At 53.4% G+C, this 7559-nt stretch carries 8 protein-coding genes and 1 tRNA gene; 8 read left to right on the top strand and 1 reads right to left on the bottom strand.

What is annotated here, in order from left to right:
• The first annotated feature begins 373 nt into the window (after positions 1 to 373).
• The 3 genes from FGQ86_RS03590 to FGQ86_RS03580 all read left to right on the top strand — a co-directional run bounded on the left by FGQ86_RS03590 (position 374) and on the right by FGQ86_RS03580 (position 2420).
• Positions 374 to 754 carry a BlaI/MecI/CopY family transcriptional regulator gene (locus FGQ86_RS03590; RefSeq protein WP_243127147.1) on the top strand — a complete coding sequence of 127 codons (381 nt, stop codon included), beginning with the start codon at positions 374 to 376 and terminating at the stop codon, positions 752 to 754.
• A 388-nt stretch (positions 755 to 1142) separates the two neighbouring features.
• Positions 1143 to 2201: a M56 family metallopeptidase gene (locus FGQ86_RS03585; RefSeq protein ID WP_171031505.1), complete on the top strand. Its 1059-nt coding sequence runs from the start codon at positions 1143 to 1145 to the stop codon at positions 2199 to 2201.
• Between the two features lie 146 nt (positions 2202 to 2347).
• Positions 2348 to 2420: transfer RNA gene (locus tag FGQ86_RS03580), tRNA-Asn, on the top strand.
• A gap of 151 nt (positions 2421 to 2571) precedes the next feature.
• On the opposite strand, the gene FGQ86_RS03575 is transcribed toward FGQ86_RS03580, so the two are convergent.
• The gene (locus FGQ86_RS03575) at positions 2572 to 2904 is read right to left on the bottom strand and encodes a helix-turn-helix domain-containing protein (RefSeq protein WP_033127149.1); all 333 of its coding nucleotides are present in this window, start codon (positions 2902 to 2904) and stop codon (positions 2572 to 2574) included.
• Between the two features lie 153 nt (positions 2905 to 3057).
• On the opposite strand from FGQ86_RS03575, the gene FGQ86_RS03570 reads away from it, so the two are divergent.
• The 5 genes from FGQ86_RS03570 to FGQ86_RS03550 all read left to right on the top strand — a co-directional run bounded on the left by FGQ86_RS03570 (position 3058) and on the right by FGQ86_RS03550 (position 7519).
• A complete protein-coding gene (locus FGQ86_RS03570) occupies positions 3058 to 3603 on the top strand; it encodes a flavodoxin family protein (protein WP_138303031.1) in 546 nt (181 codons plus the stop codon).
• Positions 3604 to 3632: 29 nt separating this feature from the next.
• Entirely contained in the window at positions 3633 to 4184 is a 552-nt protein-coding gene (locus tag FGQ86_RS03565; RefSeq protein WP_138303030.1) for a flavodoxin family protein, read from the top strand.
• 226 nt (positions 4185 to 4410) lie between these two features.
• Positions 4411 to 5265 carry a nitroreductase family protein gene (locus FGQ86_RS03560; protein ID WP_033127146.1) on the top strand — a complete coding sequence of 285 codons (855 nt, stop codon included), beginning with the start codon at positions 4411 to 4413 and terminating at the stop codon, positions 5263 to 5265.
• Between the two features lie 47 nt (positions 5266 to 5312).
• Positions 5313 to 5990 carry a 4Fe-4S binding protein gene (locus tag FGQ86_RS03555; protein ID WP_033127145.1) on the top strand — a complete coding sequence of 226 codons (678 nt, stop codon included), beginning with the start codon at positions 5313 to 5315 and terminating at the stop codon, positions 5988 to 5990.
• Positions 5984 to 7519 (top strand): glycine betaine ABC transporter substrate-binding protein, encoded by a 1536-nt coding sequence (locus FGQ86_RS03550; protein ID WP_033127144.1) that lies wholly within the window; start codon positions 5984 to 5986, stop codon positions 7517 to 7519. Before FGQ86_RS03555 ends, FGQ86_RS03550 begins: the two co-directional genes overlap by 7 nt.
• Positions 7520 to 7559: the final 40 nt, after the last annotated feature.

Below are 7559 nucleotides of genomic sequence, written 5' to 3'. Positions count from 1 at the left end.
ACGAGGTAGATAGGGCAGAGGTGGAAGTGTGGTAACACATGGAGCTGACTGTTACTAATCGGTCGAGGGCATAACCAAAGCTGAACACTTAGAGAAGACAAGCGGAGCGCAGGCTGAGCTTAGTGTGAAGCTTGTTCGAGACACAAAGTGGCTCGAACTTCCTCAAGTGAGTGCAGCGCACGGTTCGGGAAGAAAGATGGAAGATAGATAAGATTTCTTGTATGTGGTTTTGAAGGTACATGAAAATGGAGCAGAATGAAGTCGTTAAAGGCTCATTCTGTTTTTTTTATTGACTTTTCTACGTTTGTAGAATATGATATTTCTACAGATGTAGAACAAAAATGGAAGTTGAGAAGTCAAAAAGGAGCACACAATGAGAATGAGAGAAATCAAACGCCTTCCGGAGAGCGAACTGGAGATTATGCAGATCATATGGGCGAGTCCTGCGCCTGTATCCAGGATGTACATTGAGGAAGCACTGCAGGACGTTCATCCGCTGGCGCCAACGACTATTCTCACTCTCCTGACGCGCCTGTGCGAAAAAGGTTTTTTATCTTTAAAAAAGGAAGGGCGTACAAACCTGTATGAGCCGCTGGTACAGGAAAAGGAATATTTGGCGGCAGAGAGCAGGTCTTTTCTTGACAAACTGTTTCACGGCTCAGTGGCTTCTTTTGCCACAGCGCTGTGTGACAGCGGGGTTACGAAGGAGGAGTTGGAGGAACTGAGACGTCTTCTTGAGAAAGGAGAGCTGTAACATGTCTGATATGGCTATTTTGTACATATATCGGTTTTTTTGGGCGGTTTTCCTGGGGGCTATCCTGGCTGCCGGATTTCGGAAGTCCTGGAGTGCAGAGCATGGGAAAACGGTCGGCTGGATGGAAGACAGAGAAAAGGCTGTTGTATGGATGGACCCCATCGTGCTTCCAATCATGTTAGCCTTGTTTCCGTTGATTTACATATGCGCTTATGGTATTTCTGATGGTCTGGAGTATTGCCTTTGTCTGTTTGTGGATGTCTTTGTTTTTGTGAGTCTCTATTTTTCAGGGCTTCTGTTTCTCCTGCCTGCTCTCAGGCGCCGCTACACGGCCAGGACATGCGCAGTTCTTTGGCTGGTGCCTGTATTTCTGTTTTATCAGCCCCATATGATTTATCTGCTGCGGCCGGGCCCTCCCACGGCGGTGCTGTATGTGCCGGGGACGGCCCTGAGAGCGCTTATAGCTGTCTGGGGAGTGGGCTTCCTAGTGCTTTTTGCGTGGAAAATGGCTTCTCACATGTGGTTTTCCATGAGCCTGAGAAGGAATTCAAGTCCGGTGGAGGAGCCGGCAATCCTTGAGAGCTGGGAGAAGATGAAAAGTGAACTCGATGTACATATATCCATTGACCTGAGATACAGTAGCCTGATAGGTACGCCCCTTACAATAGGTCTGAGAAAGAAGAAGGGAGCTACCTATCTGCCGGAGCGTCCCTACACGGCGGAGGAGGCTGAGATGATCTTCTGCCATGAGCTGCACCATGTGCAGCGGGAAGACACGCATACTAGATTTTTCCTGGAATTCTGCAAAGCACTGGGCTGGCTGCACCCTCTTGTGTGGACGGCTGTCAGGAGAGCGCAGGATGACCTGGAGCTTTCCTGTGACGAGATAGTCCTGGAGAAGTACGATGGGGACAGGCGGAAAAAATACGCGGAGCTGCTTCTTGCGACAGCCGGGGAAGGCCGCGGCTTTACGACATGCCTTTCTTCTTCGGCCCGGACCCTGCGCTATCGCATGCGCGCCATTGTAACGACAGGGAAAAAGAAGCTCGGAGTTGGCCTGCTGTTTTCGGTTATGTCGCTGAGCGTTCTTGCCATGGGGAAGATGAGCATTGCAACAGACAGAGCGCCTGCGGCGGAGGTTTTAGGGCTCCGCGAGGACAGCCTCTCTGAGGCATGGCTTATGACAGATGAAACGGAGGATCGGGAGGTCAGGAACTTAGAAGGGCTGACCGAATATCTTTCCGGCCTGCAGGTGGAAAGATTGATACATACGTATGAAATCCTCCCCGAACCGGCCGGATATGAGCTGTCAGGCGTTACTACAGAGGCTGTGAGTTTCCGGGTATATGACGGTTATCTGGAAATCAGTTGTCCGGAAAAGAGAGGGACTGTGCTCTACAACATAAGGGACTCTGTTGACTGGGAAAAAATCCAGTCTTTCGTCTGAGATATCCTGAACCTGAGATATGATGTGCATTAGAACATGCATTAGAAAACAAGAAAGAAATAGTTAAAACTACTTGAAATGCCTGTGAGTTTGATGTAAAATATATTTGTTGTCGAGATAATAAGGACGACACAATTTCATAATATTCCTCCTTAGCTCAGTCGGTAGAGCACTCGGCTGTTAACCGAGTTGTCGTTGGTTCGAGTCCAACAGGGGGAGCTTAAAAAGCCCGTAAATGTGATGTTTACGGGCTTCATTTTTGCGGGGAGTTGATAGTGTTTCCTACAGTTATAGAATGGAGTCAAAGGGGAAGGCAGTGCGGAAGCGGAAATCAGACAGAAGCATGCACTGCCAGAGAAAAAACGGCCCTCTAAAGCCGGTTTTTGTCTCCCCACTCGCACATCCCGTCCAGGATGGGGATCAGGGATTTCCCTCTCTCCGTCAGGCTGTACTCCACCTTGGGCGGGATCTGGGGATACTCCTCCCTGTGGACCAGCTGGTCCGCCTCCAGTTCCTTTAAGGTGGAGCTCAGAGTCTTGTAGGAAATTCCCCCGATATATTTTTTCATCTCATTAAATCTCACTACCCCGAACTCCATCAGTGTGTAGAGGATGGTCATCTTGTATTTCCCGTTGATGAGGGACAGCGTGTAGCTGAACCCGGTAGTGCTCAGGTTTTCGTTAGAAATGCATCTCTTGCCCATTTTACACTCTCCTTTAGGTAAGTATGATACTTTGATGTAAGTATCGCACTTTTATGTGCGTACTTGTTTTGTGGCATATTCTTGCTATGATTGTAATATCAGCAGCGGGGAATGTCAATCCCGCCAAAATAAGTAAAAGAGGAGAGATAGATTATGAGTAAAAAAATCGTTGTGATCACAGGAAGTCCCAGGAAAAACGGAAACAGCTTTGCCATGACAGGCGCCTTTATCAAAACCGCCGAGGCAAAGGGCCACACAGTGACAAGGTTTGACGCGGCTGCCATGAAGCTGGGCGGCTGCCATGCCTGCGAGACATGCTACAGCACAGGGAAGGCCTGTACTTTTGACGACGACTTCAACACCATTGCCCCGGCTATCCTGGAGGCGGACGGACTGGTATTTACCATGCCGGTTTACTGGTACTCCATCCCGTCACAGATCAAGGCGGTGATAGACCGCATCTATTCCCTGGTGGTGGGCGGCAAGGATATCGCGGGAAAGGAGTGCGCTCTCATCGCCTGCTGCGAGGAGGAGGATCTGACCGTTCTGGACGGCGTGCGGATCCCCATGGAGCGTACCGCAGCCTTAAATAAATGGAAGATGGTGGGCGAGGTGCTTGTCCCCGGCGTGCTGAATGTGGGAGATATTACAAAGACCGACGGCTGTGCCCAGGCGGCAGCTCTGGCAGATAAGTTTTAAATGGGGCGATCAGGGAAAGGAGAACAGATATGGCTAAGAAGATTGTGATCTTAAACGGAAGTCCCCGGAAAAAGGGGAATACATCAGCTCTTGTAAAGTCCTTTACAGAGGGGGCGAAGAGCGCGGGCAACACAGTGACAGAATTCTTCCTGGACAGCATGAATATCCACGGATGCAAGGGCTGCTTTGGAGGCCACAGCAGCAGGGAATTTCCCTGTGTCCAGAAGGACGACATGGAGCAGATCTACCCGGCGGTGCGGGAGTGCGACGTGGTGATCTTTGCCACGCCCCTTTACTACTGGAACATGAGCGGCCAGATCCGGACTGCCATTGACCGTCTGTTTGCCCTGGAGGAGGGGGACGGCAATCTCCTCAGAGGGCATGACAGATCCTCCGCCCTTCTGATGGCCGCGGAGGGCAATGGATTTGAGGATGTCCTTCTCTACTACGACCATCTGATGGAGCACCTGAGATGGGAGAACCTGGGCCATGTCCTGGCCGGCGGAAACGGCGATGTGGGAGATATCGACGGGAAGCCGGAGCTTCAGGAGGCCTACGAGCTGGGGAAGTCTATCCGGTAATTTCGCATGCATGATTTCACAGGATTTTAAAGACTCTATGTCGCTTATACAGGCGGCATGGGGTCTTTTTCTGTTGCTCAAAAAAAGACGGCCTGGCGGCGGAGGTTACCGCCAGGTAACTACGGCACAAAAAAGTGCGTACTTGTGCCTGGGCACCTCCGCTCATAAAATAAACACAGAAAAGGGAGGACAGAAATGCCGGAAAAGAAGCGGAGATGAACATAGCATGAATAAAACAGGATTTCAGGTGGATAGAAATACATGTATGGGCTGCGGGCTGTGCACCCGGGTCTGCCCGGGAGGCATTCTCTCCCTGGACGGGGAGGGAAAGGTGCAAATGGCGGAGTTTGAGGAATTCGGCTGGAAGGGCTGCTGGAAATGTGAGCACTGCCTGGCAGTCTGCCCGGCGGGGGCCCTCTCCATTTTCGAGCACCGGCCAGAGGACAGTCTCTCCCCGGTGAAGGCTGCCGATGCGGCGCCGGTGCTGGACGCGTTGATCGCCAACAGGCACTCCGGCAGGCGCTACCACGATCGGAATGTGGATCCCGGCGTCATCCGGGACATGATCGGCCGGCTGGCAAATGCCCCCAACGGGGGCAACAAGCAGCAGGTGGAGTTCACGCTGATCGACGACAAGGAGCGGATGAAGCGGCTGCGGAGCATGGCTTTCCGTGAGATGGAGACTCTGGCCGGGCAGGGCATTTACCCGGAGGGCTTTGACCGGGCGTCCTACGAGGACATGAAGCGGTGGCGACAGACCGTTCGGCCGGATATGCTTTTTTGTGGAGCGCCGCACCTTCTCATTCCCCACGCCCCTTTGGGAAAGGGGGAGCCAGTGCAGGACGTGCTGGTGGCAGGAACCTATTTTGAGCTGCTCTGCGCCTCCAGGGGGCTGGGGGCCGTGATGCTGACCTTTCCTCTGGCAGCCCTTAAGAGGATGCCCCGGATCATGGCCATGCTGGAGATACCCGAGGATCACTATACAGGGATGTTCATAGGGTTTGGCTATCCTGAGATTTCCTATAAGAGAGGCGTACAGAAGACCGTGGATCCGGGACGGATACACCGGCCGGCATTTTAGAGCGCATTTCAGAATACATTTTAGAATACATTTTGGAGGAGAATATCATGAACGCACAGGATTTTCTGCAGATTTTGAGAGAGGTAAAGGATGTGACATTTGCCACCACAGATGAAAACGGCAGGCCAAGGGCCCGCATCATCGACGTCATGCTGGTGGAAGAGGGACGGCTGTATTTCTGTACGGCCCGGGGAAAGGACTTCTACCGGGAGCTGACAGAAGGAGGCTATGTGGCGGTGACCGGCATGAACCGGGACTTCCAGATGGTGCGTCTGGAGGGAAAGGCGTGGAAGGTGCCGGAACAGAAAAAGTGGATCGACCGCATTTTTGAGGAGAACCCGGTGATGAATGACGTCTACCCGGGGGACAGCAGATATATACTGGAGCCCTTCTGTCTGGACGGGGGACAGATGGAGTTCTTTGATCTGGGAAAATCTCCCATTCAGAGATGGTCCTTTGTCCTGGGGGAGGAGGCCCCGAGGGAGAAAGGATTTCTCATCACGGAGGCCTGCATCGGATGCGGCAAATGCAGCCGAAGCTGCCCCCAGAAATGTATAGACCGGCGTACAGACTGCCATGAGGACCGCTGTAAAGAGCGGCGGGAAGCTTCTGGGGACAGCGGTGCTCCCTATGTGATCCGCCAGGAAAACTGCCTGCACTGCGGGCTCTGCCAGGAAAACTGCCCTGTGAGCGCCATTGTAAGGAGAGGAGAGAGAGCATGCTAAGAGAGATGATCACACTGTTAATAGAAAGAAGGGATTTCTTCCTGGGGCTCCTGGGAGAGCATCTGGGGATTTCCCTGACAGCCATTCTGATCGCTGTCCTGCTGGGCGGCCTTATGGGAATTCTGATCAGCGAGTTTGACAGGTCGGCAAAGCCCGCCCTGGCGGTCATCAATTTTCTCTACACGATTCCCTCCATCTCCATGCTGGGATTTCTTATTCCCTTTTCCGGAGTGGGGGATGCCACGGCTGTCATCGCCCTCACGGTGTATGCCCTCCTTCCCATGGTGCGGAACACCCACACGGGTATAGCGAACGTGGATCCGGCAATCCTGGAGGCGGCTAAAGGCATGGGCAGCACCCGGATGCAGATTCTCCTGAAGGTTCGGCTGCCCCTTGCCATGCCGGTGATCATGTCCGGCATCCGCAGCATGGTGACCATGACCATTGCCCTTGCAGGTATCGCCTCCTTTATTGGAGCCGGCGGCCTGGGCGTTGCCATTTACCGGGGCATTACCACTAACAACAGCGCCATGACCATGGCGGGGAGTCTGCTCATCGCCCTGTTGGCGCTTCTGGTGGATTCCCTTCTGGGATTTGTAGAGAAGAGGCTGCGGAAGCGCAGCGCCAGGGCCAGGAAGACCAACCGGGCGCTGGGCGCGGCCGCTCTGGTTCTCTGTGCCTGCCTGCTTATCGCCACGCTGTCTGGAAGGCAGACCCAGGATACGATCCGCATTGCGACAAAGCCCATGACCGAGCAGTATGTGCTGGGAGAGATGCTGGATATTCTCATAGAGAAGGACACGGACCTGAATGTAGAGCTGACCCAGGGTGTGGGCGGCGGCACTTCCAATATAGAGCCGGCCATGGAGAGCGGAGAGTTTGACATGTACCCGGAGTACACCGGCACCGCCTGGAACATGGTCATGAAAGAGGATGGACTGTACACAGAGGATCTCTTTGACAGTCTGCAGAAGTATTACAATGAGGAGCTCTCTATGGAGTGGACCGGCATGTACGGGTTCAACAACACCTACGGCCTGGTGGTCCGCCGGGAGATCGCGGAGCAGTATGACCTGAAGACATACTCGGATCTTGCCGCGGTGTCTGATCAGCTTGTGTTCGGGGCGGAGTACGATTTCTTTGAGCGGGAGGACGGTTACGACGCCCTCTGTGACACCTACGGGTTCCATTTCAGGGAGACCATGGACATGGATATCGGGCTGAAATACCAGGCCATAGACCAGGGGCAGATCGATGTCATGGTGATCTTCACCACGGACGGCCAGCTCTCCGCTTCGGACGTGACTGTGCTGGAGGACGATAAGCAGTTCTATCCCTCCTACATGTGCGGCAATGTGGTCCGCAGCCAGGTACTGGAGGAGCACCCGGAGCTGGAGCAGGTATTTGAAAAGGTGACCGGGATTATTACGGACAGCGACATGGCTGCCATGAACTACGCAGTGGAGACAGAGGGCAGGGAGCCAAGGGACGTGGCGGAGGAATTCCTCGAGAGCCGCGGGCTTCTGTAAGGAGGATGCAAGGATGAGTACAGAGATGAATACAGTAACG

The sequence above is a fragment of the Clostridium sp. BSD2780061688st1 H5 genome (genome assembly GCF_005845155.1).
In the GTDB taxonomy this organism is placed as follows: Bacteria; Bacillota; Clostridia; order Lachnospirales; family Lachnospiraceae; genus Claveliimonas; species Claveliimonas intestinigallinarum.
This window is presented reverse-complemented; position numbering and strand designations above follow the sequence as displayed.

Bases quoted from the DNA above. Each gene is read 5' to 3' on its own strand.
- FGQ86_RS03590 (WP_243127147.1), top strand. From the start codon at position 374: ATGAGAATGAGAGAAATCAAACGCCTTCCGGAGAGCGAACTGGAGATT.
- FGQ86_RS03585 (WP_171031505.1), top strand. From the start codon at position 1,143: ATGATTTATCTGCTGCGGCCGGGCCCTCCCACGGCGGTGCTGTATGTG.
- FGQ86_RS03575 (WP_033127149.1), bottom strand. From the start codon at position 2,904: ATGGGCAAGAGATGCATTTCTAACGAAAACCTGAGCACTACCGGGTTC.
- FGQ86_RS03570 (WP_138303031.1), top strand. From the start codon at position 3,058: ATGAGTAAAAAAATCGTTGTGATCACAGGAAGTCCCAGGAAAAACGGA.
- FGQ86_RS03565 (WP_138303030.1), top strand. From the start codon at position 3,633: ATGGCTAAGAAGATTGTGATCTTAAACGGAAGTCCCCGGAAAAAGGGG.
- FGQ86_RS03560 (WP_033127146.1), top strand. From the start codon at position 4,411: ATGAATAAAACAGGATTTCAGGTGGATAGAAATACATGTATGGGCTGC.
- FGQ86_RS03555 (WP_033127145.1), top strand. From the start codon at position 5,313: ATGAACGCACAGGATTTTCTGCAGATTTTGAGAGAGGTAAAGGATGTG.
- FGQ86_RS03550 (WP_033127144.1), top strand. From the start codon at position 5,984: ATGCTAAGAGAGATGATCACACTGTTAATAGAAAGAAGGGATTTCTTC.